This window comes from Pseudidiomarina marina (genome assembly GCF_044807045.1).
Taxonomy (GTDB): domain Bacteria; phylum Pseudomonadota; class Gammaproteobacteria; order Enterobacterales; family Alteromonadaceae; genus Pseudidiomarina; species Pseudidiomarina marina.
On record NZ_CP085233.1, the window covers coordinates 1,445,420 to 1,470,121 of the forward strand.

The 24,702-nt window shown below is 46.6% G+C and carries 32 protein-coding genes; 17 read left to right on the forward strand and 15 right to left on the reverse strand.

Translation table 11 applies throughout. From position 1 onward, the window contains the following. Positions 1-44: 44 nt before the first annotated feature. The 7 genes from LG272_RS06780 to glnS all read left to right on the forward strand — a co-directional run bounded on the left by LG272_RS06780 (position 45) and on the right by glnS (position 5,115). Complete coding sequence (locus LG272_RS06780) at positions 45-209, forward strand: hypothetical protein (RefSeq protein ID WP_157980790.1); 165 nt, start codon at positions 45-47, stop codon at positions 207-209. A gap of 4 nt (positions 210-213) precedes the next feature. Further along, the gene (locus LG272_RS06785) at positions 214-504 is read left to right on the forward strand and encodes a hypothetical protein (RefSeq protein ID WP_126758593.1); all 291 of its coding nucleotides are present in this window, start codon (positions 214-216) and stop codon (positions 502-504) included. A 23-nt stretch (positions 505-527) separates the two neighbouring features. Beyond that, on the forward strand, positions 528-941 hold the full coding sequence (locus LG272_RS06790) for a hypothetical protein (protein ID WP_404407496.1): 414 nt from the start codon (positions 528-530) through the stop codon (positions 939-941). 2 nt (positions 942-943) lie between these two features. Next, entirely contained in the window at positions 944-1,699 is a 756-nt protein-coding gene (locus tag LG272_RS06795; RefSeq protein WP_404407498.1) for a 5-oxoprolinase subunit PxpA, read from the forward strand. Beyond that, positions 1,689-2,411: an allophanate hydrolase subunit 1 gene (locus LG272_RS06800; RefSeq protein ID WP_404407500.1), complete on the forward strand. Its 723-nt coding sequence runs from the start codon at positions 1,689-1,691 to the stop codon at positions 2,409-2,411. Before LG272_RS06795 ends, LG272_RS06800 begins: the two co-directional genes overlap by 11 nt. After that, complete coding sequence (locus LG272_RS06805; protein ID WP_404407502.1) at positions 2,401-3,369, forward strand: biotin-dependent carboxyltransferase family protein; 969 nt, start codon at positions 2,401-2,403, stop codon at positions 3,367-3,369. The genes LG272_RS06800 and LG272_RS06805 overlap by 11 nt, the downstream gene beginning before the upstream one ends. 84 nt (positions 3,370-3,453) lie before the next feature. Beyond that, the gene (glnS, locus tag LG272_RS06810) at positions 3,454-5,115 is read left to right on the forward strand and encodes a glutamine--tRNA ligase (protein WP_126759347.1); all 1,662 of its coding nucleotides are present in this window, start codon (positions 3,454-3,456) and stop codon (positions 5,113-5,115) included. Between the two features lie 74 nt (positions 5,116-5,189). On the opposite strand, the gene fur is transcribed toward glnS, so the two are convergent. From fur to LG272_RS06830, 4 genes are all read right to left on the reverse strand, one after another. Beyond that, entirely contained in the window at positions 5,190-5,639 is a 450-nt protein-coding gene (gene fur / locus LG272_RS06815) for a ferric iron uptake transcriptional regulator (protein WP_126758598.1), read from the reverse strand. A gap of 38 nt (positions 5,640-5,677) precedes the next feature. After that, positions 5,678-6,202 (reverse strand): flavodoxin FldA, encoded by a 525-nt coding sequence (gene fldA / locus LG272_RS06820; protein WP_126758599.1) that lies wholly within the window; start codon positions 6,200-6,202, stop codon positions 5,678-5,680. Positions 6,203-6,227: 25 nt separating this feature from the next. Then, positions 6,228-6,443, reverse strand: coding sequence for a DUF2788 domain-containing protein (locus LG272_RS06825; protein WP_092854554.1), 216 nt, complete (start codon positions 6,441-6,443; stop codon positions 6,228-6,230). A gap of 71 nt (positions 6,444-6,514) precedes the next feature. After that, positions 6,515-7,297: an alpha/beta fold hydrolase gene (locus tag LG272_RS06830; RefSeq protein WP_126758600.1), complete on the reverse strand. Its 783-nt coding sequence runs from the start codon at positions 7,295-7,297 to the stop codon at positions 6,515-6,517. 105 nt (positions 7,298-7,402) lie between these two features. On the opposite strand from LG272_RS06830, the gene seqA reads away from it, so the two are divergent. Both seqA and pgm read left to right on the forward strand, forming a co-directional pair. Next, a complete protein-coding gene (seqA, locus tag LG272_RS06835; RefSeq protein WP_126758601.1) occupies positions 7,403-7,939 on the forward strand; it encodes a replication initiation negative regulator SeqA in 537 nt (178 codons plus the stop codon). Further along, a complete protein-coding gene (pgm, locus tag LG272_RS06840; protein WP_404407506.1) occupies positions 7,939-9,579 on the forward strand; it encodes a phosphoglucomutase (alpha-D-glucose-1,6-bisphosphate-dependent) in 1,641 nt (546 codons plus the stop codon). The genes seqA and pgm overlap by 1 nt, the downstream gene beginning before the upstream one ends. Here the strand turns inward: pgm and LG272_RS06845 are convergent. After that, positions 9,576-10,892, reverse strand: a complete 1,317-nt coding sequence (locus LG272_RS06845) for an MFS transporter (RefSeq protein WP_126758603.1) — start codon at positions 10,890-10,892, stop codon at positions 9,576-9,578. The genes pgm and LG272_RS06845 overlap by 4 nt on opposite strands. A gap of 154 nt (positions 10,893-11,046) precedes the next feature. Between LG272_RS06845 and LG272_RS06850 the strand changes: the two genes are divergently transcribed. After that, complete coding sequence (locus LG272_RS06850; protein ID WP_157980791.1) at positions 11,047-12,126, forward strand: DUF2066 domain-containing protein; 1,080 nt, start codon at positions 11,047-11,049, stop codon at positions 12,124-12,126. Continuing rightward, the gene (hda, locus tag LG272_RS06855; protein ID WP_404407508.1) at positions 12,123-12,806 is read left to right on the forward strand and encodes a DnaA regulatory inactivator Hda; all 684 of its coding nucleotides are present in this window, start codon (positions 12,123-12,125) and stop codon (positions 12,804-12,806) included. Before LG272_RS06850 ends, hda begins: the two co-directional genes overlap by 4 nt. Here the strand turns inward: hda and LG272_RS06860 are convergent. From LG272_RS06860 to arsC, 3 genes are read right to left on the reverse strand one after another with little or no spacing between them, the layout of a single operon-like run. After that, positions 12,803-13,195 carry a DUF2069 domain-containing protein gene (locus tag LG272_RS06860; protein ID WP_404407510.1) on the reverse strand — a complete coding sequence of 131 codons (393 nt, stop codon included), beginning with the start codon at positions 13,193-13,195 and terminating at the stop codon, positions 12,803-12,805. The genes hda and LG272_RS06860 overlap by 4 nt on opposite strands. After that, the gene (locus LG272_RS06865) at positions 13,192-13,779 is read right to left on the reverse strand and encodes a flavodoxin family protein (RefSeq protein ID WP_404407512.1); all 588 of its coding nucleotides are present in this window, start codon (positions 13,777-13,779) and stop codon (positions 13,192-13,194) included. Before LG272_RS06865 ends, LG272_RS06860 begins: the two co-directional genes overlap by 4 nt. Next, positions 13,776-14,132, reverse strand: coding sequence for an arsenate reductase (glutaredoxin) (arsC, locus tag LG272_RS06870; RefSeq protein ID WP_404407514.1), 357 nt, complete (start codon positions 14,130-14,132; stop codon positions 13,776-13,778). The genes LG272_RS06865 and arsC overlap by 4 nt, the downstream gene beginning before the upstream one ends. A gap of 47 nt (positions 14,133-14,179) precedes the next feature. Between arsC and LG272_RS06875 the strand changes: the two genes are divergently transcribed. Then, a complete protein-coding gene (locus tag LG272_RS06875; protein ID WP_198678546.1) occupies positions 14,180-14,650 on the forward strand; it encodes a TlpA disulfide reductase family protein in 471 nt (156 codons plus the stop codon). A gap of 2 nt (positions 14,651-14,652) precedes the next feature. On the opposite strand, the gene LG272_RS06880 is transcribed toward LG272_RS06875, so the two are convergent. Then, the gene (locus LG272_RS06880; protein WP_404407517.1) at positions 14,653-16,101 is read right to left on the reverse strand and encodes a M48 family metalloprotease; all 1,449 of its coding nucleotides are present in this window, start codon (positions 16,099-16,101) and stop codon (positions 14,653-14,655) included. 157 nt (positions 16,102-16,258) lie between these two features. Here LG272_RS06880 and LG272_RS06885 point away from each other — a divergent pair, with 157 nt between their 5' ends. After that, positions 16,259-17,338: an AI-2E family transporter gene (locus tag LG272_RS06885; RefSeq protein ID WP_126758609.1), complete on the forward strand. Its 1,080-nt coding sequence runs from the start codon at positions 16,259-16,261 to the stop codon at positions 17,336-17,338. On the opposite strand, the gene bcp is transcribed toward LG272_RS06885, so the two are convergent. Then, positions 17,335-17,805, reverse strand: coding sequence for a thioredoxin-dependent thiol peroxidase (bcp, locus tag LG272_RS06890; protein ID WP_126758610.1), 471 nt, complete (start codon positions 17,803-17,805; stop codon positions 17,335-17,337). The genes LG272_RS06885 and bcp overlap by 4 nt on opposite strands. Before the next feature lie 146 nt (positions 17,806-17,951). On the opposite strand from bcp, the gene dapA reads away from it, so the two are divergent. From dapA to purC, 3 genes are read left to right on the forward strand one after another with little or no spacing between them, the layout of a single operon-like run. Then, a complete protein-coding gene (dapA, locus tag LG272_RS06895; RefSeq protein ID WP_126758611.1) occupies positions 17,952-18,827 on the forward strand; it encodes a 4-hydroxy-tetrahydrodipicolinate synthase in 876 nt (291 codons plus the stop codon). A 12-nt stretch (positions 18,828-18,839) separates the two neighbouring features. Next, entirely contained in the window at positions 18,840-19,898 is a 1,059-nt protein-coding gene (gene bamC / locus LG272_RS06900) for an outer membrane protein assembly factor BamC (RefSeq protein ID WP_404407520.1), read from the forward strand. 44 nt (positions 19,899-19,942) lie between these two features. Continuing rightward, positions 19,943-20,656, forward strand: coding sequence for a phosphoribosylaminoimidazolesuccinocarboxamide synthase (purC, locus tag LG272_RS06905; RefSeq protein ID WP_126758613.1), 714 nt, complete (start codon positions 19,943-19,945; stop codon positions 20,654-20,656). Here purC and LG272_RS06910 read toward each other — a convergent pair. From LG272_RS06910 to LG272_RS06925, 4 genes are read right to left on the reverse strand one after another with little or no spacing between them, the layout of a single operon-like run. Continuing rightward, positions 20,653-20,805, reverse strand: coding sequence for a DUF2897 family protein (locus LG272_RS06910; protein WP_126758614.1), 153 nt, complete (start codon positions 20,803-20,805; stop codon positions 20,653-20,655). The two genes, purC and LG272_RS06910, sit on opposite strands and share 4 nt — an antisense overlap. After that, complete coding sequence (locus tag LG272_RS06915) at positions 20,793-21,509, reverse strand: M15 family metallopeptidase (protein ID WP_404407523.1); 717 nt, start codon at positions 21,507-21,509, stop codon at positions 20,793-20,795. The genes LG272_RS06910 and LG272_RS06915 overlap by 13 nt, the downstream gene beginning before the upstream one ends. Beyond that, positions 21,503-22,627 carry a succinyl-diaminopimelate desuccinylase gene (dapE, locus tag LG272_RS06920; RefSeq protein ID WP_404407525.1) on the reverse strand — a complete coding sequence of 375 codons (1,125 nt, stop codon included), beginning with the start codon at positions 22,625-22,627 and terminating at the stop codon, positions 21,503-21,505. Before dapE ends, LG272_RS06915 begins: the two co-directional genes overlap by 7 nt. Further along, a complete protein-coding gene (locus LG272_RS06925; protein ID WP_126758616.1) occupies positions 22,627-22,980 on the reverse strand; it encodes an arsenate reductase in 354 nt (117 codons plus the stop codon). Before LG272_RS06925 ends, dapE begins: the two co-directional genes overlap by 1 nt. Before the next feature lie 330 nt (positions 22,981-23,310). Between LG272_RS06925 and yfbV the strand changes: the two genes are divergently transcribed. Beyond that, positions 23,311-23,718: a terminus macrodomain insulation protein YfbV gene (gene yfbV / locus LG272_RS06930; RefSeq protein ID WP_404407527.1), complete on the forward strand. Its 408-nt coding sequence runs from the start codon at positions 23,311-23,313 to the stop codon at positions 23,716-23,718. 17 nt (positions 23,719-23,735) lie between these two features. On the opposite strand, the gene xthA is transcribed toward yfbV, so the two are convergent. Beyond that, positions 23,736-24,545 carry an exodeoxyribonuclease III gene (gene xthA, locus LG272_RS06935; RefSeq protein ID WP_126758618.1) on the reverse strand — a complete coding sequence of 270 codons (810 nt, stop codon included), beginning with the start codon at positions 24,543-24,545 and terminating at the stop codon, positions 23,736-23,738. Between the last annotated feature and the right edge of the window lie 157 nt (positions 24,546-24,702).

A 24,702-nucleotide genomic window follows, 5' to 3' on the forward strand; every position in this document is an offset into this window, starting at 1 on the left:
CGGAAGATTTCAGTAAGGTGTAGATTCCACATAAGGAGATTGCGATGATTTATCCACTCATCCTAGCGGTTATTGGTTTTGCTGCCATGTTAAGCGGTATCTGGGAGCAAAACTTAAGCACCATTATTGTTGGTGTGTTCATGCAAATCATTGGTTGGATATGGTTTCTAATAGTTTGGCGAAAAGAAAAACAAAAAGGGCAAACATAAGCTTATGAAAACAACAAGTACGACACGAATTAGTGCACTTGCGGTCATCGTTCTGGGTATATTACTCGCCGTATTAGCACCAGCAGGCGAGGCGACTTCAAGTTATCGCCAATTAGGCGTGGTGTTATTGGTTATTGGTGTGGTGTGGTTGCTAAGACAAAAACGTCCAGAGCCAAAAGCCGAAGCCAATCCCGAACCGTACCAACAACCTGTTTTAAAATGGTATCAATCCCCAATTTTGTGGGTGCCGGTTATTGCGATTATTATCGCTATTTTGTCTTGGTTATTTATCTAGGCTCGCAAAAGTAGGGAACCATTATGTCGTTAACCACACGGTTAGTTATTTTAGCGGGTCTTGTCGGCCTGATGTTTTATAATGCTAGCGAACAACAATTGTGGGCAGCCATCATTGATTGGCAGCTAGGCTGGTATAAACTTGGCGTGCCAATTGCTTGGGGGATTATTCTCGGTGCTTTGGTGAACTTGTTGGGGGGTCGCGTATTGCTGAAGTGGCTTGAGCCAATCACCTTGGTCGCAGCATCATTGACTACGTTAGGGTTAACCGGCACTGCAGCTGTTTACGGTGCGCATCAGATTGGTGGACTAACGCTTGCACCATTATTTATTTCAAGCGTTGGCGTTGGCGTTTATTTGTTTGCCTACAGTTATGCTCGCTTCGCCGGCGCCCGTGGTGCACGAAATGAAGAATCAGAGGATTCGGTTGATAAGTAGTTATGATCAAACTCAATTGTGATATGGGAGAAAGCTTTGCGGCATGGACGATGGGTGATGATGCCGCGGTAATGCCGCATGTTGATATGGCCAATATTGCCTGTGGTTTTCATGCCGGTGGCCCAGCAATTATGGCGCAAACCATTCAATTAGCCGTCGAACACCAGGTCGAAATTGGTGCTCACCCGGCGTATCCAGATTTAGCGGGTTTCGGCCGTCGAACCTTGCATTTTCCGCAGGCCGAATTAAAGGCCATCTTGCATTATCAAATTGGTGCAATACGAGCTTTGTGTTTGCAAGCCGGTGCACAGTTAAGTTACGTAAAACCTCACGGTGCTCTATATAACGATATGCAGCGTGATCAAGAATTATTTGAATTGGTTTGCCGCGTAATAGCTGAACAAAACAACAGTCATCCTGCACATCCGCCCCTGTATTTATTAACCTTGGCAAGGGCAAATAACACCACGCAACAGCGTATTGCCGAATACTGCCACGTCGAGTTGTGTTTCGAAGCATTTGCCGACAGACGTTACGAACCTGATGGTTCTTTGCGGTCGCGCCAATATGCAGATGCAGTGTTTACTGATCGCGAAACGATTCTTGACCAAGCAAAAGCGTTTGCTTGTGGTGAGCCAATTATTGCAAGCGATGGTTCACAATTGCGTTTACAACCGCAAACATTATGTGTGCACGGTGATAACGCTGAATCGATTGCAACCGTTGTCGCAATCCGACAGGTTCTAAATGGCATTTAACCTACAAGCTTCAATTGAAATAGCTGGCGTTGATGCGGTAATGATCGTGTTTGACGCGAAAGTCGATAAGCAAATTAACCAACAGGTTCATTTATTACGTGAGGCCATTATTCAAGCACAGCCCGTTTGGTTGAGCGACGTGGTTGCTGCTTATCACACACTAATGGTTGTGTACGACATTCAACGCACCACTTTTGAACACGTTCAGCACTGGCTGAAAGCACAACTTATCGAGCTACGGCAGCGACAGGTAACACCGAAGGTTGCTGGTATTCACGAGTACTTCGTGTGTTACGAACCTGAATTTGCGCTCGACATCGAGCGTGTTTGCCATTACACGGGGCTAAGCGCAGAAGAGGTTAGCCAGCGTCATAGTGCGGAAACGTACCATGTATATACCATCGGATTCGCTCCCGGCTTTGCTTATTTAGGTGATGTACCTAACGCATTGCAAGTGGCACGACTCGATACCCCGCGCACTAAAGTACCCGCGGGCAGCGTGGCGATAGCCAATCAACAAACAGCCATTTATCCGCGTACTTCGCCAGGTGGGTGGAATATTATCGGTCGCGTCGCTGGGTGGACGGATCGATCAGGATTAAAACTGCAAGCCGGCGATCAGGTGCGTTTCACATCCGTTTCCAAACAACGTTTTTTAGAAATTGAAGCAAACAGCCAATCGAATCACATTGAGGAGCGCCATGATGACTAATACGAAGAGTTATCCGGCGCTTCGTATTGAACAACCGGGCTTGCTGACAACGTTGCAAGATTGGGGGCGGTTTGGTCATTTATCACAAGGTATCACTCGCGGTGGACCCATCGATGAGCGTGCGTTTTTGTGGGCTAATAAATTGCTCGGTAATGCTGCATCAGCAGCACAACTGGAAGTCACACTGGGTGGATTAAGTGTGACTGCGCTAAGCACGAGTTACTGGGTGGTCTGCGGCGCACCAGTGAAACTAACGAAGAACCAACAGCCGATTGCAACTTGGGAAGTTTTTCGTGTTAACGCAGGCGATCAAGTACGTATCGATGCGCCTGAACGAGGGCTGCGTAGTTATCTTGCGGTGGCAGGTGGATTTTTCGCTACGCCAACTTTTGGCTCAGTTGCTACGGTGATGCGAGATGGGCTAGGGGGGCTGCGCGGTGACGGCAAGCCATTGCAAAGCGGCGATGAACTGGATGCTGGATATTATGAGTTGACGCAGCCGGTACCTTACCGACGCCCTCAACATGATTTAATTCCACGGATATCGAGTACCACAGAGCTGCGCATTCCAATTGTACCGATGGCTCAATATGCCCAATTTGAGCTACAAGCGCAGCAAAGTTTAGTAAAGCAATCGCTACAAGTTACGGCAAAGCAAGATCGTATGGGGGTGCGCTTACAGGGCAATCAACCGATAGCGTGGACACGGCCGCAAATAATCTCTGAACCATTGCCGCTCGGTGCAATTCAAATACCACCGGATGGACAGCCTATTGTCATGCTAAATGACTGCCAAACCCTTGGCGGATACCCCAAAATAGGCGTGGTGAGCTGGTCTGGGCGGATGGCGCTAGCGCAAGCAACAGCGGGAACGGCATTACGTTTTGAAATCACCTCGTTAGAACAAGCTCAAGCTGAAATAAAACAGGCCTATCGATTCTTCAACCTCAATCTATAGGTCTTGCGCAGGTGCCGATAAACTGCGATCATAACGGTCATTTTTCGAATTAGCATCGGAGTAAAGTAATTCATGGCCGCAGATATGGCAGCGAACGCGCCTCGTAGTAATTTTATCCGCCAAATTATCGACCAAGATCTGGCTTCAGGAAAGCATCAGAGCGTTCATACGCGCTTCCCACCTGAACCAAATGGATTCCTGCATATTGGTCACGCTAAGTCGATTGTGCTGAATTTCGGCATCGCGGAAGACTATAAGGGCAGCTGTAACCTGCGCTTTGATGATACCAACCCACTGAAAGAGAAAGTGGATTACGTCAATTCGATTCAAGAAGACGTGAAATGGCTTGGCTATACGTGGGAAGGTAAACCACGTTATTCATCAGATTATTTTGAGCTGTTGCATGGCTTCGCTGTAGAACTCATTGAAAAGGGCTTGGCGTACTGTGATTTTTCGTCACAAGAGCAAATGCGTGAAATGCGCGGTACCTTGAAAGAGCCAGGTAGCAACAGCCCATATCGCGATACATCGGTTGAAGAAAACTTAACGATTTTTGCGGATATGACAGCCGGCAAATATCAAGAAGGTGAAGTTTGTTTGCGCGCCAAAATTGATATGAGCTCGCCATTTATGTGTATGCGCGACCCAGTAATCTATCGTGTCCGCTTTGCGCATCATCACCAAACGGGTGACAAGTGGTGTGTGTATCCAATGTACGATTTCACGCACTGTATTTCGGATGCCATTGAGGGCATTACGCACTCGCTATGTACCTTAGAATTTCAAGACAACCGTCGTTTGTATGACTGGGTACTGGACAACATCAGTATTGATTGTCATCCGCAACAGATTGAGTTTTCGCGCTTAAACCTTCAGTACACGGTCATGAGTAAGCGTAAGCTGAACTTATTAGTGGAAGAGGGCAAAGTGAGTGGCTGGGATGACCCACGTATGCCAACTATTGCGGGAATGCGCCGCCGTGGCTATACACCAGGTTCAATTCGCGAGTTCTGCCACCGCATCGGGGTTACCAAAATGGATAACCAGGTTGAGATGAGTATGCTTGAAGCTTGTATTCGTGATGAATTGAACCAAAGTGCACCACGAGCAATGGCGGTTATCGATCCGGTTCGCTTGGTAATCGAAAATTATCCAGAAACTCATGAAGAGCAGTTAAATGCGCCGAATCATCCTAACGACGACAGCATGGGCATGCGTCAAGTGCCATTCGCGCGTGAAATTCTAATTGAGCGTGAAGATTTTCGTGAGGAAGCGAACAAAAAATACAAACGCTTGGTGTTAGGTAAGGAAGTTCGCCTGCGTAACGCTTATGTCATTAAGGCTGAGCGTGTTGAGAAGGATGCGGAAGGTCATATCACCACCATCTATTGTACCTATGATCCGGAGACCTTGGGTCAAGATCCGGCTGACGGGCGCAAAGTGAAAGGTGTGATTCACTGGGTTGCGGCAGCACATGCACTACCGTGTGAATTCCGTTTATATGACCGTTTGTTCCAAGTACCAAACCCAGGTGCTGAAGAAGACTTTTTCAGTACCTTGAATCCTGAATCATTGGTTGTGAAACATGGCTTTGTTGAGCCAAGCCTAGCTAACGCTGAAGCGACGAAAGCTTATCAGTTCGAACGTATTGGTTATTTCTGCGCCGATAGTAAAGACAGTCAAGCAGGTAAACTCGTTTTTAACCAGACGGTTGGATTGCGTGATACTTGGAGTGATAGCGAGTAATAATCGCACTTGTTAGTAAGCAATAAAAAACGCGACTTTGAGTCGCGTTTTTTCAATCAAAATTCGAAATCAGTTTAGTCCATATCCGTATTTTGGTTATTTACACACGTATCAGGCGTTTTACACTCACCATAAAGATATAAACTGTGATTCGTTAGCTTAATATTGTTTGCTTCAGCCACTTGCAGTTGACGCTCTTCAATAACATCATCTTCAAACTCAAAGACATGGCCACAAGTTAAGCAAACCAGATGATCGTGGTGATCTTTCGCACTAAGCTCAAACACCGAGCGGCCACCTTCAAAGTGGTGACGACTTACAATACCGGCGTCATCAAATTGGTTAAGCACGCGGTATACCGTGGCTAAGCCAATTTCTTCGTTCTTTTCGAGCAAAATCTTGTAAACATCTTCAGCGCTAATGTGCTGGTTGTTTGGATTTTTTAAGATCTCTAAGATTTTTACTCGTGGAGACGTGACCTTCAGGCCAGCTTTTTTTAATTGTAATTCGTCTTTGTTGCTCATGATTTCTTCGCTACTCGAGTTCGATTCGCTAATATTGCTTAGCCTAATTGATCTAAGCCCATTTCGTCACGAATTTGTGCACACCATTTTTGTACACGCTCTTTCGTTAGCTCAGGCTGACGATCTTCATCAATACCTAAACCAACAAAGTGATTATCGTCAACCAATGCTCGCGATGCTTCAAATTCGTAACCATCGGTTGGCCAGTGACCAATAATAATTCCGCCACGTGCTTCCACGATATCACGAATGGTACCCATCGCATCTAAAAAGTATTCAGCGTAGTCTTCTTGGTCGCCACAGCCAAAAATTGCAATCAGCTTGTTATTGAAGTCAATTTCTTCCAGTTCAGGGAAAAAGTCATCCCAATCACACTGGGCTTCACCGTAATACCAAGTTGGAATGCCAAACATGAGCAAATCATAAGAAGCGATGTCTTCTTTACTTGATTTTGCGATATCAAACACATCAATTAAATGTTTGCCCAATTCTTTTTGGATCATTTGCGCAACAGCTTCAGTGTTTCCAGTGTCGCTACCGAAAAATATACCTACACTTGCCATAGAGTCTTACTACCTGCTGTAAAAATTAAAGACCTGCTTCCCAGAATGCTTGAATAATGCCTTTCGCAATAAAGCCAGCGCACCCTAAAAATAATACCAACCAAACAAACCAGCGCCCAAATTTTGGCACATCGCCTTTCTTCAGAACATCTTGAATAGCCAACCCAATTAGCACAAACAAAAATGCAATGGCAAAGTTCGTCCCTAAGGTTTCAATCAATTCATAATGTTCTGACAGCATAACAGCAACACCTGATGTTTGGTTGTATGAATAATTTCAAAAAAGAACGCAGAGTATAGCATGAAGGCCGCTTAGGTGCGAGAATGATTCTCAATAAACGCCCGCGCCAGTCGGTTGAAAATGCGTGGTTTTTCGGCATGCAGCCAATGTCCCGCGCCTTCAATAATTTTCACCTCAACCTGACTAAATCGCGCTTTAATTTCATCAGCGTGTTCATTCATTAGGTAGTCTGAATCACCACCTTTAATGAACAAAATAGGGCCATCATAGTTTCCGCTGCGCACAGCACCAGAAATTTCTTCATAGCAACTATCTAACGTTTCAAGATTAATACGCCACTGGTAACCCGTGTCGTCACGGCGTAAGTTTTTCAACAAGAATTGGCGTACACCTTTGGTATCGATATGTTGTGCAAGTTGCTTGTCAGCATCAGTACGACTGTTTACTTGACTCAGGTCAAGCGCACGCAATGCGTCTAAAATGTGACGATGTTTTGGATCATAAGCCACTGGCGAGATGTCAGCTGCAATCACACTGCGCGCTCTTTTAGGGTAAGTAAGAGCAAATTCCATCGCGATCTTCCCGCCCATGGAGTGACCGACAATATGAGCAGAATCAATATCGAGCTCGTCAAGCGTTGCGGCAAGGTCATTGGCCATATCTGCGTAATTCATATGATCGCTGTGAAACGAATCCCCATGGTTTCGCGCATCAACCAGAATCACCTGATAATCTTCGCTCAAATCACGCCCCAGACCCTTGAGGTTATCTAAATCACCGAATAAGCCATGTAATAAAACCACGGGCTCGCCGCTACCTATCACTTCATAATTAAGAATCTGTGCTGTGCTCATGTTGAATTCCTGTACCCTAGCTGATGCTTGGGTATAATAGCGTGCAAAAGACGTGCCTTAAAGCACCATCCATATTTAATATAGCTAACGAGAAGCGATCGGCTAATGACCAAACGCATTGAAATTGATGACGAATTATACCGCTATATTGCCAGCCATACCCAACATATTGGCGAGAGTGCATCGGCAATATTGCGTCGCTTATTGGGGTTAGGGCCGGCTGAGCAAGCTACCGGACAACCGGTGATTGCAATGCCTGAGACAACGGATACAACAGCCAATGCCAGCAATGAAGGACTTGGACGCCGCACCATTTTTGATGTGATGACCCGTGCCGACCTCGCTGGTCAACGTAGCATTGTGGCTCGGTTTTTGTACATATTGAGCATGTTATATAAATGCCACAGTAAAAAGTTTGATGCAGTACTGCAAATTAGTGGACGCGATCGACAATATTTTGCAAAAACCGAAGCCGAGCTTGAAGCGTCAGGTACCAGTACGAATCCGAAGCAAATACCGGATGCGCCTTACTTTGTGGTGACCAACAATAACACGACGCGTAAGAAATCAATGTTAACCCAGGTGGCACTTGAACTGGGTTATTCACAGGAACACGCAGAAAAAATTAGGGACTTTTTATAATGGCTTTGCATCCTCGCGCCGGCCAACCGGCAGCAGCTGAAGATCTAACGAACATTGCACAACTCGTGAGTGCTTATTTTGTTAACGAAGTCGACCCAAGGAATCCCCAACAGCAAGTAAAATTCGGCACATCGGGTCACCGTGGTTGCGCCCTAACTCGTTCATTTAACGAAGCCCATATACTTGCTATTAGCCAAGCTTTAGTGGCGTACCGTGAGGAGCAGGGCATCACAGGGCCACTGCTATTAGGACGCGACACCCATGCACTTTCCGAAGCGGCATATATGACAGCGCTTGAGGTGTTTATTGGTAATGGCATTGAAGTGCATATTCAAACAGACGATGGTTATACACCAACGCCGGTAATTAGCCATGCGATTTTACGCTATAACCGTGGCCGCACGAAAGACTTGTGCGATGGTGTGGTCATTACCCCGTCTCATAATCCACCAACGGATGGTGGCTTTAAATACAATCCACCCCATGGCGGCCCAGCCGATACCGATGCGACAAAAACCATTGAAAAGTATGCCAATGCGTTGTTGTCTTCAGAGTTGATGGGCGTCAACGCTGTTTCCTACGCTGAAGCACGTGCGAGCAAGAAGCTCAAGCAGGTTGATTGGCGTAAAACTTACATTGAGAACTTGCATGAAGTTATTGATATGCAAGCGATTGCTGATGCGAAGTTACGAATTGGTGTCGATGCAATGGGCGGCGCGGGTGCTGGTTACTGGGCACTGATTGCTGAGCATTATGGTCTGAATATCGAAGTTCATCATGCGGACGTTGACGCTAGCTTCCGCTTCATGAGCTTGGATAAAGACGGCAAAATTCGCATGGATTGTTCGTCACCGTATGCGATGGCGAGCTTATTAAAACTCAAAGACCAATATGATATTGCGGTAGGTAACGACCCTGATTACGACCGTCATGGTATTGTGACGCCTACGCATGGCCTAATGAACCCGAATCATTATCTTGCCGTTGCCATCGATTATCTGTGTCAGCATCGCAGTTGGAAACCTGAGCTAGCGATTGGAAAAACACTCGTTTCTAGCGCCATGATTGATCGCGTGGTTGCAAAGCATCAACGCCAATTGCGTGAGATGCCGGTTGGTTTCAAATGGTTTGCTCAAGAGCTGTTTGCGGGAACTACAGCCTTTGGTGGTGAGGAAAGTGCTGGTGCGAGTTTCCTCGACCGTGCAGGGCAAGCCTGGTCGACCGATAAAGACGGGATTATTCTTGCTTTATTAGCAGCGGAGATTTGCGCAAAAACCGGAAAGAATCCAAGCCAATATTATGATGAACTCTGTGCAGAGTATGGCACTGCGTATTACAAGCGTATTGACGTAGCCTCGTCGACAGAAATGAATGCTGGCTTCGGCAATATTCGTGCTTATAAACTCAAATTGACCGAGTTAGCAGGTGATGCAGTGACGGCGATCACTACCAAAGCACCAGCGAACGATGCATTAATTGGTGGCGTGAAAGTGACCACGGCAAATGGCTGGTTTGCCGCACGTCCATCCGGTACTGAGCCAGTTTATAAGATTTATTGCGAAAGTTTTGTGAGTGCCGAGCATCTTGATGAGTTGGCCGAACAAGCTCAGCAATTGGTTACCAGTTGGGTGCAAGCTTAAGTGCTTGCACCGCCAGACGGACGCTGATCATTTTCCGGATCAGCGTCTAACTGCGCCTCTTGATATTCCTCATCTAACATTTCTTGTTCACTTGCCAATGTGGTGAGTAATTCATCAGACGTCTGCGTTGGCGCCAACATAGCGTATGCACTATGCGATTGGTCACCTGCTTTGGGTCGCTGGGTCACGCGATAGAGTGAGTAACCGCACACAATACTTGTTAACACCGTAATGAGTAAAAAGAAGTAATTTACCGCCCCAAACTGCATCAAGGCGGCTACCGATGGCGCGCCAATAATCGAGCCAATACCACCGACTTTGATGATGGCACCCGTTGCGCCAACCATCTGGTCTTTTTCTAAAAAGTCATTGGTATGCGCCATGCCTAACGAATATAACGGTAATGCGCAGGCGCCGAACAAGCCAACGCACAAGTAAATCAGCCAAGCTACGTTTGCATCTAATTGCGATAGCACGAACGCCATAATTGCTGCAGAACCAGCACAAAAGGCCATGACAATGCGCCGGTCAATGCGGTCAGAGAGAAGCCCGATAGGGGCTTGAGCCAGCATTCCGCCGAGTATGAATGCTGCCATAAATAATGAAACTTGCGCCACCGATAGCCCAATGTAAGTTGCGTACATGGGGCCAATACCATAAAACATGGCGTAACAGGCCTGCATGATAAATGCGTTAACCATACCCAGAGGAACGAGTTTTAGAAGACTGCGAATAGCGACTTTGCGTGGTTCATGCGAAGTGGGTTCAACGGTTACACTAACTAATATCGGAATAAGAGATAGATTTATTAGCAATGCAACCAGTGCGAATGCGATAAATCCTGCCGGGTCGGTGATACCAAGAATAAGCTGACCGGCAACTAAGCCACCATAAATAAGTACGAGGTAAACCGAAAGTAGGGTACCGCGATTCTTGTTATCGGCCATAGTATTTAGCCAGCTCTCAACAATCACGAAGATTGCCGAGATTGCAAAACCGGTTAGAAAACGCATGACAAACCATACGATGGGATCAATCCAGATGGCCTGAATCAATATCGATGCCGCAGCCAATGCCGCAAGCCCCCCAAAGGCGCGGATATATCCAACACGGCGAATATCCTTTGGTGCGCGGGTGGTGCCGAACAAAAAGCCAATGAAATACGCCGACATGATGATACCGGTGGTGAGCGTACCAAAGTTTTCAATAGTGGCACGTAAGCTCAAGAGCGTGCTGGTCATGCCGGTGCATATGCCAATAAGCGTGATACTCGTCAGCAGTGAGCTGATGGCGCGCAATTGTTGCTTAAGCATGAGGCATTCCTTGACTTGGTTTCGGTGTTTTTATCGGGCAAGTTTATCACGTTGGTAAATTTTCGGAAACGTCAAGAGGTTATCCACAGCTTGTTACTTGCGAGCAAGCATAGGGCTGTTTATGATGAGCACAAGATGTTGTGATGAGGTAGCTATGCGAACCCTAAAAATCGCCTTAATTGGATTCTTTTTAATCAGCTTTAACCTGCTGACACCGCTACGGACGGGGCATGCAGCAGTGGAGGTGAAGCAGCTTTATCAGGCTCGTGTAGCCGTAGAAAGCCAAACCGCTAGCGAACGTAACGAAGCTTTGCGCACTGCGCTAACGAATACATTGTTGAAAGTTTCCGGTGACGATGCGGTTCTTGAGCATGAATCGGTGCAATTAGCATTGCAAAATGTGCGTAATTTTGTGGTTCAGTACGGTTATCAACAAGAAGCTGAAGAATTGCTGTTATGGGTTCAGTTTGACCAGCCACAAATCGATCGTGTAATTCAGCAGGCCGACTCGGGTGTATGGAGCAGTCGACGCCCAGAGTTATTATTTTGGGTAGTGGCGGAAGATGAGAATTTACAGCGCCAAATATTAGGTGGCGGTGACGATTGGCCGGTAATCAATGAACTTAAAACGGCGGCAGAAACACGTGGACTGCCGGTTAAATTACCGTTACTCGATTTAAACGATTCAATGAGTCTTTCTGTCGTTGATTTGTGGGCGCGATTTGAAGATCGCATCGCCTTTGCTAGCAGTCGTTATGATACCGACGGGGTAGTTGTCGCTCGCATGTATCAAGCTGATAGTGCCGTCACCGACGATGACTGGATGCTCGATTGGACATTAGTGTTGGGTGGTATTCGCTGGCGCGGCGAAGTGACCGCAATGCAGCCAGAACAGCTAGGAAGCATGTTGGTTGCAGATGTTACGCAACAATTATCACAGCGCTTTCGCATCGGTAGCAATGCAGAGATGGCGGGAACATGGCGGATAAAAGTGCGCGAGCTTAGCCAATTCATGGATGTATTAAAAGCAGAAAAGTTATTGCTTGAACTACCTTCAGTCAATCGTGTTCAGCTTATTCAATACGGCGAGCATGAAGCCGAGTTTGAATTGTTTATCCAAACAGATGTAGCCCAAATCATGCAGGCCATCGACTTAAGTAAACCGTTTACAGCGGTAAACCCAGATCGTCGCTCGGAGTTTGAAATGCCAATATATCGTTGGAGCCAATCTTGAGTGCAATTGCCCAGCTTCCATTAGCGATTCAATTACCTGATGATGAAACCTTCACGACATTTGTGCGCGGGTCAAATCACGAGTTGGTGCAAGTTTTACAGAATCTGCCAAAGGGATTGGTCTATTTATGGGGTGCTGACGGGGTAGGTAAAAGTCATTTGTTGCATGCTCTGTGCGCCACGGCTGAAGATACAGTCATGTATGTGCCGTTGGCGGAGTTACATGATCAAGTGCAGCCACAAATATTACAGGGTTTAGAACATTACTCACTTATTTGCCTCGATGATCTAGATGCTATTAGTACGAGTGAATCATGGTGTTTTGAATTGTTCGCGCTGTTAAACCGTGTGAAAGATGCGGGGCAGGGAAGCATTGTGGTGACCGCGAAACATGCGCCGAGTCATCTTCAAGTAGCTTTGGCTGATGTGCATTCGCGTTTGCAATGGGGATTGAGTATGCATGTCCATGCCTTGAATGACGACGAGAAAGTACGAGCCCTACAAGTGCGTGCTAAAGCGCTTGGATTGCATTTAGGGCAGGAAGCTGCACAGTTTATGGTGCAGCGATTAGGGCGGGATATGCGTAGTTTATTAGCATGCCTCGCCCGATTAGATCGGGCGTCGATTGCAGCTAAACGGCGTTTAACCATTCCATTTATAAAAGATGTTTTGGCTATTTAGTTGCTATCTTTAAGTTTCTTCAAACCTAAACCAAGCGCCTTACCTTGGCGTCGTGCATACCATGTGCAACCTACAAACGCGGCACTAGTTAATAGTAATTCCGCTAGCGCAAATCCACGTTGTTCCGGTGCAACATACAGCATGGTGAGACTATGCAAAAAATACCACATGAGAATGAAGTTGGCCCACGCGTAGGTGTACGGTTTGCCACGCAGCATGCCTGGTAACGCGAACAATAGCGGAACGACCCACAGCCCCAGTCGAAAAACCAAACTAAACTCACTATCCCGCTGACACCAAACTTGCCAAATAATCATTAACGCTAATAAACCGAGATAACTTGCCAGAGCAAGGAATCGAATTTGCCGAGTTTTTTGATCGAGGTTCATAACTTACCCTGTGTACGTGCAGTTTTTAATGCAAAGGCTGCCACTGTGACTCGTTGCCCTAGTGCAACGGCGGCCTGATATTCATGTTCTGTTAGTTGTTTACCATGACCATGCTCAACATGGCTTGCGCCATACGGTGATGCACCGGATTGGGTTTGCTGAATTGCTGGCTCAGTATAAGGAATACCGCATAATAACATGCCGTGGTGTAACAGCGGCACCCCCATTGACAGCAGAGTCGATTCTTGGCCGCTATGCATACTGCTACCCGAAGTAAAGACTGCTGCTGGTTTACCTTCGAGCTCACCTTTGAGCCAAGTGACACTGGTTTGCTCCCAAAACTGTTGTAATGCACTTGCCATGTGTCCAAATCGCACAGGACTGCCAAGAATCAAACCATCGCACTGCTTGAGCTCGTCTTGACTAATTTCTAGGTCACGCTGACTTGCTGGGTCGCCGGCACCTGTAACGGTGCGCATCAATGGCTCGCCGCCGGCCTTTAATACGCCGTCCGCAATAGCATCAGCCAGCGTTTGGGTGGCGCCACTGCGACTATAGTAAAGAATGATAATACTGGCACTCATTCTGGCAAAATCTCGAGTACCGCTTCAGGTGGACGTCCTAAGCGAGCTTGATTACCAACCACGACAATAGGGCGCTCGATAAGCTTCGGATGTTCAGCCATGGCTTGTATTAGCTTTTTTTCATCTTGTTCATTGGCCAAATCGAGCGTTTTATACGTATCTTCTTTGGAGCGCATCAATTCTCGCGCTGAAATAAATCCGAGTTGTTGTATCAAGGTCTGAATTTCTGTCACACTAGGCGGAGTTTTAAGATACTCAACTATCTCTGGTTCAATGTTATGTTGTTCGAGTAGTTGTAGGGTTTGGCGGCTCTTAGAGCAACGTGGGTTATGATAAATCGTGACCTGTGCCATAACTATGAATCCTCTAGTAAATAATGCGTTAGCTTAAGGGAAACTCTATGCGTTGTCGATTTTTGCCAGTTGCAATGCTGGCGTCTGCAGTATTTTTGAGCGGCTGTGAGCCGGCACCTGATTTTCATACCGACACTGCTGGTAGTCATAGCTGGCAACAGCTCGAAGGTGGTTATGTTGTGGTCAACTACTTTGCTGAGTGGTGTGCGCCGTGCTTGCGTGAGCTACCTGAGTTAAATGAGTTTCATGAACTTTACGGCGATCAGGTGACATTGCTGGGTGTTAGTTTTGACGGGTTGAATAATGAGGAACTTGCGGCGTTGCGAGCGGAATATGACATTCAATTCCCATTAATTCAAAACGAACCTGTGCCGATGTTGCCATTTACCCAGCCAAATGCCTTACCGGCGACTTTTGTGGTCACGCCAAGTGGTGAAATTAAAGGCCCGTTGCTTGGTGAACAAACCTTAGCGAGCCTGGCAAAAGCAACCGGCTTGGAGTTAAAAGAAGCACACTAAATTTACGAACTGAGCTTCTGTAATAACTGTTTTTGTTCCATTAATTGTTCAATGCGCGCTTGCAAGCGCCGTTTTTCAATCTCCAAGCCACTTTGCTTGTGCGCTTTATGCAAGTGGTCAATCGCTTGATCAAAAGCCCCATGCAATGCCGCAAGCTCGGCTTGGGTTTCGTGCATTGAACTGCTGTTGCCGTTTAATCGGTAGGCGGTTGCTAATAAATCAAGCGCCAGTACATTGTTTTGGTGACGCTCTAAAAATTCTCGTAATAATGTAATAGCTAGCTCGAATTGTTTTGCTTCAACAGCAACGTTGGCAAAGTTTAGCGTAATTGTTTGCTCGTTAGGCTGGCGCATATAAGCGTTTTCGAGCATTGCCAAGGCATCGTCATAACGATTCTGTGCTAATAAAATATCGCTTTGAACGTCAATGAAAAAGGTATTCATGGGGTCGCGTTTTAGTAACGACGCTAAGACATCTTCGGCTTCTTCTGAACGCCGATTATCCAATAGTACAATTGCCAGAGCATAGGTTGCGGCAATTTTTACCTGATCGTTTGGCGCCGTCTCCATTTGTCGCCGTAATTCCGCTTCACTGAGCTGCCGGAGGTGACGTGCCTGTATTCGATACTTCGCTAGTAAAAATGAGAGTGAATCACGAACTTCAGGGCGACTCATCGATTCGGCGCGAGCTCGCATGTCAGCCAAACGGTTCTCACTGTACGGGTGCGTTAATAAAATTTCAGGTGGGCGAGAGGTATAGCGATATTTCTCGCTCAAACGACCGAAGAAGTCAGGTGAACCCATTGGGTCAAAGCCCGAATTGACCAGAATTGAAAGACCAATACGGTCGGCTTCTTGCTCAAATTGTCGCGTATAATTTATTTGCATTTGCTGCGATACGCCCATGGTTCCGGTTAATGCAGCCATACCCAGTTGCGGGTTAATGACAGCCAAAATTACTGACCCTAACATGGCTGCCATGGTTGTTGGTGAGGCATTCGACATACGTTCCATGTTACGAACAATATGACGTTGTGAAACGTGAGCAATCTCGTGAGCTAGCACCGCAGCTAGTTCGCTCTCGGTTTGAGCTTCTGAAATTAACCCCGTATGAACACCAATGTATCCGCCAAAGAATGCGAACGCATTGATATCTTTTTGATTCACCCAGAAAAAGTTAAATGGAAAGCGCACACCGTCAGCTTCTCGAACCATGCGAGAACCGATGTCGCGTAAATACTCATCTAAGACAGGGTCGCCGACTAACGGAGCCTGCGCCCGCAACTGACGCATATACATATCGCCATAAATGCGCTCGCGGTCAATAGTCATTACGGCTGCGCCAGCAGTCCCAATTTCTGGAATGCGATCTTGGGCATGAGTGGTATTAGCACTCGTAGCTACAGTAAGAGCGAGAGCGATTGCTGCGATTGTTCCGATAAACTGCTTCATTTTATACGCCTAATTAACCTGCTGCTTCGAGTATAAAATTGTGAAAAGGTTCCCGTTTTCATCGCGCAGCTCTGTTACTCTGGTACGTTCAAAGCTATGATGTGGTATCTATGGGTAGCATGCAATATCTTTACCCGAAATTTTGGAGCTGCAACAAATGTTTGATTACTTAAAACAATGGTATAACCGCAAGTTTTCAGACCCAGATGCGGTCACGTTGTTTTTGCTGTTATTGACTACGTTTGCGCTGATTATTTTGTTCAGCGATATATTGGCGCCCATATTAGTTGCGTTGGTATTGGCATACCTCCTTGAGTGGCCGGTGCAACGATTAGAACGCACCGGAATACCCCGATTGAGTGCTGTTGGTATTGTGTTTCTTAGCTTTGTTGCACTCAACGTTGTCTTATTGCTTTTTTTGGTACCCGTTATTTGGCAGCAGTCAGTAGCGCTGGTTGGCGAGTTGCCACAAATGTTTGCCCAAGTAAAAGTACTACTGAACCGACTGCCAGAGATGTTTCCTGAATACATTAGCCAAGCCAACATTAATACGTTTATTGAAACGACAACGAGTAGAGCACTGCTATTTGGTGAAACATTATTAAGCCAATCGTTGGGTCGTATTGTGGGCATCATGGCATTATTGATTTATTTGATTATTGTGCCTTTACTGGTGTTTTTTATGCTGAAGGATAAACACCAACTTTTGCGTCATGTGAGCCGCATCTTACCCAGCAACCGTCGTTTGATTGCCCAAGTCAGCGATGAAATGAATATGCAAATTATGAATTATATTCGCGGTAAGGCTGTCGAAGTTGTTGTGGTCGGTGTGTTTACCTATCTGTGCTTTGCTTTTTTTGAGTTGCGTTACGCCGCGTTACTCGCTGTGCTTGTCGGGTTTTCCGTATTAATTCCTTATATTGGTGCTGCGGTTGTGACACTTCCAGTTTTTCTCGTGGCATTGTTCCAATTTGGTTGGACTGGCATGTTTGCTTGGGTCATGGTGGTTTATCTGATTATTCAAGCGTTAGACGGCAACTTATTGGTGCCGCTCTTGTTTTCCGAAGTTGTTAATTTAAACCCAGTTTATATCATTGCTGCGGTGCTAGTATTTGGCGGGCTATGGGGCTTTTGGGGCGTGTTCTTTGCAATCCCGTTGGCTAGCTTGGTAAAAGCCGTGATTACAGCGTTATCTACCAAGCCAGAACCAACCGAATTGCTGGAAGACAAAAATTAGGCGTCTGCGAGATAATCTAAGACCACTTGATGATGATCTTTGGTTTTGAATTTATCAAACACATGGGCAATGTTGCCGTCTTGGTTGATTAGAAAACTGATACGATGCAAACCGTCATATTCGCGACCCATGAATTTTTTCAGGCCCCAGACACCAAACGCTTCGGCAACCTGATGATCAACGTCGCTTAACAAGGTGAAGTTGAGTTGGTCACGTTCAGTGAACTTGGCTAACCGTTTTGGTTCATCGGTACTGATACCAACCACTTGCACATTATGTTCGCGCAATTGTTGTTGATGATCGCGAAGCTGCTGGGCTTGAACTGTGCAGCCCGGTGTCATCGCTTTAGGGTAAAAATAAACAAGAACACGGCCTTTTTTGAGCAAGTCAGCGAGTGCAACAGACTGCTCATTTGCATCAAGAAGGGTAAATTGAGGTGCTTTATCACCTGCTTTTAAAGTATTCATAATCGCTCCGTTCCATCGCGTGTGAATATTTATATACGAGGCAATCATGATAAAAGATGCATTGGCATGAAGCAAAGCCTGTGCCAGCCTTGTCATTAGCATGTGGTAAAAGTACCATGAGACGTACATTAAAGATTGGGGGCAATATGTTAACAGGTAGTATCGTCGCACTCGTGACGCCGTTTACACATCAAGGCAATGTTGATTTTAATGCTCTGGAAGAGCTAGTGAACTGGCACTGCAAAGCAGGCACTGATGCGATTGTGGCGATGGGAACAACGGGTGAATCTGCCACAATGAGTCACGAAGAGCATATCATGGTGGTGGCGGCTGTGGCGGAGATTGCAGACGGCCGTATTTCTGTGATTGCCGGTAACGGGTCGAACGCAACCGCTGAGGCGGTGATGCTCACGGAGCGGATGAGTAGCTTGCCCATTCAAGGTTTTTTGAACGTTAACCCCTATTACAACAAGCCGTCTCAGCGCGGCTTATTAGCGCACTATAAAGCCTGCGCGGAAGCTTCAGAGTTACCGCAGTTATTGTACAACGTACCAGGGCGCACAGCGTCTGATATTCTGCCGGAGCAAGTAGCAGAACTGGCACAAATTCCAAATATCGTTGGCATTAAAGAAGCGACAGGTGATGTTGCTCGTGTTGAGTTATTACGTAAACTCTGCGGCGACGACTTCATCTTGTTGAGCGGTGATGACCCGACCGGTTGCGAGTTTATGTTGTTGGGTGGACACGGCGTTATTAGTGTTACCGCCAACGTGGTGCCGGAAAAAATGAAAGCGATGGTTGTAGCCGCAACAGCAGGTGATGCCGCAACAGCGAAAGCAATTGACGCTGAAATGGCCAGTATTCATGAGGCGATGTTTGTGCAATCGAACCCAATTCCAGTGAAATGGGCGCTTGCGCAAATGGGCAAATTAGAAGCGAATTATCGATTACCGATGACGGAACCGGAACTTCCGCAGCAACAACATATCGAACAAACATTAAAACAAGCAGGTTTAATCTAAAGCGGAGTAATAATGAAAGCTAATTTATTGGTACTAGCAGGTGCTGCCACGGTACTTGCTAGTGCATGTACGTTTACCCCTAAACAACAAGCAGAAGGTAAGTTTGATTACACTGAGCTTGCCGTCGAAGGTTCAATTCAACCTGCACCAAATAAACAACTACCGGAACCGACCAATCGTTACACAGTGCCGGATGCAGAACGTTTAGGACCGATCGGAACAGCTGTGCCAATCTTAGCACCGAAATTAGTGTGGCCAGTGGCTGATGGTAGCCGAGTTGAAGAGGCGGAAGATCAAGTTCGTATTTATTTTGATGAGCTTGATGGGATGTCCGATATCGAACAGTATGTCTGGCAGGGGGCACTGCAGGCCTTACGGATGCGAAATATCGGCGTCACTGAGCAGGTTAATCGTCAAAGTATTCAAACAGATTGGGTGGTTGAGACGTTTGTATACGGTGAAGATGAAGAGGAAGTAAGTATTCGCCGCCGTTTCCGGTTTGATTTTGCAACCGCAGAACATGGCAGAACAACGGCGGTTAATAGCTCGGTTATAGAACGTCAATTAACAGCCGAGGATACCGTTGAAATTGACAATAGCTACCTTGATTTCCGTGATCGTGATGCCGCCACTACAGCACTCAACATGGTGATTAGTGAAATTGCGATTACGCAACAAACGGGTGTTGCCGATGTTGATGATGAAGGCGCTGTGCTTGTTGATATGGGCTTTGATGAAGACGGCTATGCAAGCTTTATTATGGGCGCTAGCTTCAGTTATACCTGGGCATTGATGCGAGACGTGTTGCCAGAAGTAGGTTTTAAAGTTGACGATTATAACCGTGAAATCGGTCGCTTTTATGTTACTTACGAACTTGAAGAATCATTCTGGGGTGGTCGTTCCGACGGGAAACTAGAATTACCTGAAGGCGCCTATGAAGTGAAAGTAACCGGCGATGCGAAGCGCACATCGATTACTCTGTTCCGTGACCGAGAAGCGTTAAGTGCGGACGAAGTGATGCAAATTTTTGCACCGTTTGCTGCTGAAATTCGCACCCAAAGTGGCGTATAATATCGCCACTTTAATTCGCTAACTGTTCGGAGATACAGCTGCTCATGGAAAAACGTACTGAATTGTATCGGGGTAAGGCCAAGACCGTATTTACCACGGATAACCCTGAACGCTTAATTCTTCAGTTCCGCAACGATACCTCAGCCTTTGATGGTGAGAAAGTTGAGCAGCTGGATCGCAAAGGTATGGTGAACAATAAGTTCAACAACTTCATCATGGCGAAGCTTGAAGATGCAGGCATTCCAACTCAATTGGATCAAGTATTGAGCGATACGGAAACATTGGTTAAAAAGCTAGCGATGATTCCAGTTGAATGCGTTATTCGGAATTATGCGGCAGGTTCTTTAGTGCGCCGTTTAGGAGTAACCGAAGGGCAGGAGTTGAATCCACCAACGTTCGAACAGTTTTTGAAAAACGATGCGCTACATGACCCAATGATCAACGAATCTCTGGCAATCAGTTTCGGGTGGGCAACCGCTGAGCAGTTGGCACAAATGAAGGCGCTTACTTTCAAAGTAAACGACGTACTGAAAAAGTTGTTTGACGACGCTGGTATGTTGTTGGTTGATTTTAAACTTGAATTTGGTGTCGACGGCGATGGCAATATTGTCTTGGGCGATGAGTTTAGTCCAGATGGTTGCCGTTTGTGGGACAAAGAAACGCGTAAAAAGCTTGATAAAGATCGGTTCCGTCAAGGTCTAGGCGGTGTTGTTGAAGCTTATGAAGAGGTGGCTGCACGGTTGGGCGTTCCGCTTTAATCGTCACGCCAATCATCGTCATCTGAATCATCTTGATGCCGTTGCTGTTTATCTTTCAGCGACGGCATTTTTATATGTGCGGTATGTTTTAACAGCATTAAATTACCGACAATAATGCCAACCGCAAGTAAAATCATTAACCAAACCATATGTCACCTGATGTGATATCTGCATTGCAGATACTGTCAATATAACGATGCTTAATTTCAGCCAGTTGCTCAATGACGTATTCGCGCCCAGCTACATCATACTTGGTTAGTACGTTGGTAAGCTGCTCAACGTTTATCTCCGCGTGTGCTTGGTTAGCCAGATGTTGGTGGCTAAGATGCCAAGGCTCGGCTGCAACGCCGCCTTGATAGCGTGCATATGGGAAGAAAAAACCAAAATCGCGAGCATGTTTTATTAACCATTGATGTAGCTCATAACACGGCCCAGATTCTTGGTACTCTGCCGGAATTAATTCGAGTTTGCGCTCACCGGTGGCGAATGGCGTCGGATCGTACACATCAAAGTCAGTACCCCAATGATGTCGGGAAGCGCCGGGTAGCGCTGACCAAGTTAATATCGCTTCAATTTTTTCACCTACCGAGAGGTTTGTCGCATCGAGTAACTCGCCGCGATCATTATACAGCGGCGCTTCGCCATTGAATTTTCGGTTCCAAATGGTGCGTTGACGCTCAAAATCACGAAAAGCAGAAGCAATTGCCATGGTTATTCCAGCCTCGGCTGCAGCGTCGCGCATGGCAATATAAGCTTGCGCAACGGGTTCCTGTAGGCGCACACCATCGCGTTCACCTGCGACCTGTTCGGTATGGTTGGAGTTAATACCGTACAACTGCTCAAGGGTTAACATAATAGGTTCTCAAGGACTTTTTCGTAAACTCGCGTCAATGTTTCTAAATCCTCTTCGCTGACACATTCGTTCACTTTATGAATTGTGGCGTTCACTGGCCCCAACTCGATGACTTGGGCTCCTGTTGGCGCAATAAAGCGCCCATCCGAGGTGCCGCCAGCAGTGGATAACTCTGGGAGTCGGCCGGTAAATTCCGCGATAGCCTTCACCGTCGCATCAACCAATTCACCGGATTCGGTTAAAAACGGCTCGCCATTGAGTTTCCACGTTAACGAATAGTCTAAATTGTGGTGCTCAACAATGTCGATGACGCGCTGTTTAAGTTGTTCTGAGGTTGATTCCGTACTGAAACGAAAATTGAACTGAACATGCATTTCGCCAGGAATAACGTTGCCAGCGCCAGTTCCTGCTTGAATATTGGAAATTTGAAAACTGGTTGGTGGAAACGAATCGTTACCGTCATCCCAATGCGAATGCGCTAGCTCGGCTAAAGCCGATGATGCCATATGTATTGGATTTTCAGCTAAATGGGGGTAGGCAACGTGCCCTTGAATACCAAACACGGTTAAATCTCCGGTAAGGCTACCGCGGCGACCATTTTTGACCACATCACCAAGTTCCGCTGTACTCGATGGTTCGCCAACCAGACACCAAGTTATTTTTTCTTGCCGTGCTTCAAGCGTTTCGACGACTTTCGGCGTACCGTTTATAAAAGGGCCTTCTTCGTCACTGGTGATAAGAAATGCAATACTGCCTTTATGATTCGGCTGGCTTGCGACAAACCGTTCAGTGGCAACCACCATCGCCGCCAAGCTGCCCTTCATATCAGCGGCGCCACGGCCGTATATATAGCCGTCTTTTCGCGTCGCCGAGAATGGTGGATAGATCCAAGCATGTTCGGCTCCTGCAGGTACCACGTCGGTGTGGCCGGCGAAACAAAACACGGGTCCATCGGTACCCCGACGAGCCCATAAATTCGTTGTATCTTCAAACACCATGGTTTCTAATCGAAAGCCGAGCTGCGCCAGACGTTGACCAATGAGTTCTTGGCAGCCTTCGTCATTTGGCGTAACCGATGGGCGTTGGATTAACTCACAGGTGAGGGCAACTGTATCCACTAGCGCTGCTCCAATGCAGACTGCCACAGCTTTTCATTAAAGCCTGCAGATAACGTACCATGACAATCCAATAGGGGGCGTTTCATTAGCGTTGGGTGCTCTTGCAATAGGCGCACCGCATCCTCGTTGGTCGCTATTTGTTGTTGCTCAGCACTGAGTTGCCGCCATGCCGTACTGCGTTTGTTAATAACTGTATCGCTACCAAGTTGCTCTAGCCAAACAGCGATAGTACTCGTTGGAACTGGCTCAGCACGCACATCATGGAAATGAAACGTAACCTGTTGTTGCTCGAGCCATTTGCGTGCTTTGCGAACCGTATCGCAATTAGGAATACCGTAAACTGTAATACTCATGTGTCGATTTTCTCTTTCTTGTAAAACATCTGTAGGCGCATTGTGACAAAGCCGCTGTGAATTCTCCACAATTTATGTGGATAACTCTGTGAGTTAGCTGCAGTGAAGTGTGTAACGTGATGAATTATATAGATATTTTGTAATGATTGATTTCCGTACAGTTGGCTAGAAAAACCGTTATTCGTTATTCGATCGCTGCGCTGTTCGTCCGCTTCGCTGTTCGAAGAAAAGAAGCTGGATATTAGCTATTGGATATTAGATATTAGAAAAGAAGCTTCGAACAGCGAAGCGGACGAATAACGAATAGCGAAGCGGACGAATAACGCACTTATGAACTTATTTAAATTAATGAAAGATGGCCAGCATTACGCCAGCATTTGGCCTCGGCACGCCGTTGTCGCTGCAATGACCGAGAGCCGAGTGGTGCCTGCGGTGCAATTTGCAGCTCGGTGGATGCCGGCTCTGGCGGTGATTAATCTTGCGGTGCAATGGCAGTGGCAGGGACACATGCTGGTGCCGCAGGCGTTGGTCACGTCGTTATTCCTGCTATCGTTGCCGTTTCAGGGCTGGTTTTGGCTTGGACGCCGCGCAAATACGAAGTTAGATCCGCGCTTGAAGCATTGGTATGGTGACTTGGCGAAAAAACTGAAGGTGCAACCGCAGGCGCAGCCGACCTATATGGATTTAGCAAAAATATTAAAAAAAGCACTACAAGAACTGCCGCCAGACGAGCATTAACCTGGCGGCAAGATTACTTAAATAGAGAACGAACTCCAAATTGGCGCATGATCAGACGGTTTCTCGATGCCGCGTAGTTCGTAGTCAATGCCGCTATCATTACAAACCGCTGCTAGCTTTTTTGTTGCCAAAATGAGATCGATTCGTAGTCCTCGGTTGTCGTCAAAGCCCCGTGAACGATAATCGAACCAGCTATATTGATCGGTTACTTCTGGGTGTTGCTGACGATAGGTGTCAATTAATCCCCAATCTAGCAGCGTATTCAGCCACACGCGCTCTTCTGGAAGGAAGCTACATTTGCCGGTACGCAACCAACGTTTTGCGTTGTCGTCACCAATACCGATGTCACAATCCTGGTGCGAAATATTCATATCACCCATAACAACAACCGACTGTTCGCTGTCGAGCTCATTATTCAGGTAATTCATCAAGTCAGCATAGAACTTTTCTTTAGCTGGGAATTTTAGCGGGTGGTCACGACTTTCACCTTGCGGAAAATAACCGTTTAATACGCGCACGCGCTCGCCACTATCAGTAATATAGTCACCCATAATCATTCGACGTTGGGCTTCCTCACCATCGTTTGGAAAACCAAACGTTGGATTTTCTAACGGCTTTTTACTTAACAGCGCCACACCATAATGGCCTTTTTGACCGTGAAAAATCACGTGGTAGCCCATCGCCTCAACATCTGCGAGCGGAAACTGTTCGTCGTGAACCTTGGTTTCTTGCAATCCAATCACATCGGGTTGATGCTTCTGAATGAGCGCTTCAAGCTGATGTAAGCGCGCGCGAATACCATTAATGTTGAATGAAATGACTTTCATTTTTACTCTCTTGAATTCGTTTAGGTCAATTTTAACAAAGGAAATTCGGTAAGTGCGGCAAGCATATCAGATTGCCACAATCGAGGCGACAATAGCTGTTTAACGTGCGCTTTTTCGATATACTCAGACCATATAACACGTTGTACGAGCAAGGAAT

Coding starts and splice junctions, on each gene's coding strand:
- LG272_RS06875 (WP_198678546.1), top strand. CDS start 14,180: ATGCGTTGTCGATTTTTGCCAGTTGCAATGCTGGCGTCTGCAGTATTT.
- LG272_RS06800 (WP_404407500.1), top strand. CDS start 1,689: ATGGCATTTAACCTACAAGCTTCAATTGAAATAGCTGGCGTTGATGCG.
- bcp (WP_126758610.1), bottom strand. CDS start 17,805: ATGAATACTTTAAAAGCAGGTGATAAAGCACCTCAATTTACCCTTCTT.
- purC (WP_126758613.1), top strand. CDS start 19,943: ATGGAAAAACGTACTGAATTGTATCGGGGTAAGGCCAAGACCGTATTT.
- yfbV (WP_404407527.1), top strand. CDS start 23,311: ATGAACTTATTTAAATTAATGAAAGATGGCCAGCATTACGCCAGCATT.
- LG272_RS06850 (WP_157980791.1), top strand. CDS start 11,047: ATGCGAACCCTAAAAATCGCCTTAATTGGATTCTTTTTAATCAGCTTT.
- LG272_RS06830 (WP_126758600.1), bottom strand. CDS start 7,297: ATGAGCACAGCACAGATTCTTAATTATGAAGTGATAGGTAGCGGCGAG.
- LG272_RS06880 (WP_404407517.1), bottom strand. CDS start 16,101: ATGAAGCAGTTTATCGGAACAATCGCAGCAATCGCTCTCGCTCTTACT.
- LG272_RS06795 (WP_404407498.1), top strand. CDS start 944: ATGATCAAACTCAATTGTGATATGGGAGAAAGCTTTGCGGCATGGACG.
- LG272_RS06865 (WP_404407512.1), bottom strand. CDS start 13,779: ATGAGTGCCAGTATTATCATTCTTTACTATAGTCGCAGTGGCGCCACC.
- LG272_RS06925 (WP_126758616.1), bottom strand. CDS start 22,980: ATGAGTATTACAGTTTACGGTATTCCTAATTGCGATACGGTTCGCAAA.
- LG272_RS06915 (WP_404407523.1), bottom strand. CDS start 21,509: ATGTTAACCCTTGAGCAGTTGTACGGTATTAACTCCAACCATACCGAA.
- LG272_RS06780 (WP_157980790.1), top strand. CDS start 45: ATGATTTATCCACTCATCCTAGCGGTTATTGGTTTTGCTGCCATGTTA.
- pgm (WP_404407506.1), top strand. CDS start 7,939: ATGGCTTTGCATCCTCGCGCCGGCCAACCGGCAGCAGCTGAAGATCTA.
- fldA (WP_126758599.1), bottom strand. CDS start 6,202: ATGGCAAGTGTAGGTATATTTTTCGGTAGCGACACTGGAAACACTGAA.
- LG272_RS06785 (WP_126758593.1), top strand. CDS start 214: ATGAAAACAACAAGTACGACACGAATTAGTGCACTTGCGGTCATCGTT.
- LG272_RS06885 (WP_126758609.1), top strand. CDS start 16,259: ATGTTTGATTACTTAAAACAATGGTATAACCGCAAGTTTTCAGACCCA.
- seqA (WP_126758601.1), top strand. CDS start 7,403: ATGACCAAACGCATTGAAATTGATGACGAATTATACCGCTATATTGCC.
- LG272_RS06845 (WP_126758603.1), bottom strand. CDS start 10,892: ATGCTTAAGCAACAATTGCGCGCCATCAGCTCACTGCTGACGAGTATC.
- xthA (WP_126758618.1), bottom strand. CDS start 24,545: ATGAAAGTCATTTCATTCAACATTAATGGTATTCGCGCGCGCTTACAT.
- LG272_RS06790 (WP_404407496.1), top strand. CDS start 528: ATGTCGTTAACCACACGGTTAGTTATTTTAGCGGGTCTTGTCGGCCTG.
- dapA (WP_126758611.1), top strand. CDS start 17,952: ATGTTAACAGGTAGTATCGTCGCACTCGTGACGCCGTTTACACATCAA.
- LG272_RS06860 (WP_404407510.1), bottom strand. CDS start 13,195: ATGAACCTCGATCAAAAAACTCGGCAAATTCGATTCCTTGCTCTGGCA.
- LG272_RS06825 (WP_092854554.1), bottom strand. CDS start 6,443: ATGCTGTCAGAACATTATGAATTGATTGAAACCTTAGGGACGAACTTT.
- fur (WP_126758598.1), bottom strand. CDS start 5,639: ATGAGCAACAAAGACGAATTACAATTAAAAAAAGCTGGCCTGAAGGTC.
- LG272_RS06805 (WP_404407502.1), top strand. CDS start 2,401: ATGATGACTAATACGAAGAGTTATCCGGCGCTTCGTATTGAACAACCG.
- bamC (WP_404407520.1), top strand. CDS start 18,840: ATGAAAGCTAATTTATTGGTACTAGCAGGTGCTGCCACGGTACTTGCT.
- LG272_RS06910 (WP_126758614.1), bottom strand. CDS start 20,805: ATGGTTTGGTTAATGATTTTACTTGCGGTTGGCATTATTGTCGGTAAT.
- arsC (WP_404407514.1), bottom strand. CDS start 14,132: ATGGCACAGGTCACGATTTATCATAACCCACGTTGCTCTAAGAGCCGC.
- glnS (WP_126759347.1), top strand. CDS start 3,454: ATGGCAGCGAACGCGCCTCGTAGTAATTTTATCCGCCAAATTATCGAC.